The sequence below is a fragment of the Tranquillimonas rosea genome (genome assembly GCF_900111315.1).
Classification (GTDB): Bacteria; Pseudomonadota; Alphaproteobacteria; order Rhodobacterales; family Rhodobacteraceae; genus Tranquillimonas; species Tranquillimonas rosea.
The window spans coordinates 1-1,408 of the sequence record NZ_FOGU01000030.1 but is presented as its reverse complement, the minus strand read 5'-3'; the positions used below and the strand labels follow the sequence as shown (position 1 = coordinate 1,408).

The 1,408-nt window shown below is 66.8% G+C and carries 1 protein-coding gene; it reads left to right on the top strand.

All coding sequences use genetic code 11. The features are described 5' to 3' along the window. Positions 1–145 precede the first annotated feature (145 nt). Positions 146–1,351: an IS256 family transposase gene (locus BMZ25_RS20345; RefSeq protein WP_092696461.1), complete on the top strand. Its 1,206-nt coding sequence runs from the start codon at positions 146–148 to the stop codon at positions 1,349–1,351. The last annotated feature ends 57 nt before the right edge of the window (positions 1,352–1,408 follow it).

Here is a 1,408-nt window from a genome sequence, read left to right as displayed (position 1 = left end):
GGCAGTGTCCCAACGCTTGGTGTAGGAGGCCGCGCGCGGAGCCCCCGGCTTAGCGCAGCGCGCGGCCGGGCGTGACGCTGGCGGCCATCGTCGATCTTCGGGCAGGTTCGGGTTGCGAGACCTTGAACCAAGAACGGAGATGACGATGACCGACGACAGAATGGCGCTGATCGAGCTGGTTGAGAAGCAGGCTGACGGCGATCTTGTCCGCGAGATGCTGGCCTTCGCGGCCGAGCGGATCATGGAAGCGGAGGTGGAAGAGCGAACCGGCGCCGCGAAGGGCGCACGTTCGCCCCTGCGAGAGGTTCAGCGGAACGGCTACCGGGACCGCGACTGGGACACCCGTGCGGGGCGGATCGCGCTGGAGATCCCGAGGCTGAGAAAGGGGAGTTACCTGCCCAGCTTCCTGGAGCCGCGTCGCACAGCCGAGAAAGCGCTCGTGGCGGTGATCCAGGAGGCCTACGTCCAAGGTGTTTCCACGCGCTCGGTGGACGATCTGGTGAAGGCGATGGGCGCTGGCGGCATGTCGAAGAGCCAGGTCAGTCGCCTCTGCGTCGAAATCGACGAGCGGGTGAACGCCTTCCTCACTCGGCCGCTCGAAGGAGCGTGGCCCTACCTCTGGCTCGACGCGACCTACGTGAAGGTGCGTGAGGGCGGACGGATCGTCAGCCGGGCCGTGATAATCGCCGTCGCGGTCAACGAGGACGGCAAGCGCGAGGTTCTCGGCGTCGCCACCGGGCCCTCCGAGGCGGAGACGTTCTGGACGGACTTCCTCCGGTCTCTCGCCGACCGGGGCCTGCGCGGCGTGAAGCTGGTTGTCGCTGACGACCACAAGGGGCTGCGGGCCGCTGCGCGGCGGGTATTCAACGCCACGCACCAGCGCGTCGGCAAGCCGACCGTTCACTGGATGAGGAACGCACTCGCCCATGCCCCGACCAAGCAGCGGACGGCCGTGGCCGCGATGCTGAAGACGATCTTCGCCCAGGAGAACAAGGCGGATGCCGAAGCCCAGTGGGATGCCGTCGCGGATGCTCTCCGGGAGAAGCAGCCCAAGCTCGGCACGCTCATGGAGAGCTCGCGCGACGACGTCCTCGCCTACATGGACTTCCCCCGCGAACACTGGGCTCAGATCGCGTCGACGAACCCACTCGAACGGGTGAACCGCGAGATCAAGCGCAGGTCCGACGTCATCGGCATCTTCCCCAACGACGAGGCCATCGTCCGCCTCGTCGGCGCGCTGATGCTCGAGACCAACGACGAGTGGACGGTCGCGCGACGCTACATGAGCCTTGAAACCCTTGCGCGTGTCACCGACACTCCCACCGTAAGGCTGCCCGCTGTGGCGTCCTGATCAAGCTTGGACCTCTCCGAAGGTCGGCGCTCCTACACCATCCCACGGGACACTACC

Coding starts and splice junctions, on each gene's coding strand:
- BMZ25_RS20345 (WP_092696461.1), top strand. CDS start 146: ATGACCGACGACAGAATGGCGCTGATCGAGCTGGTTGAGAAGCAGGCT.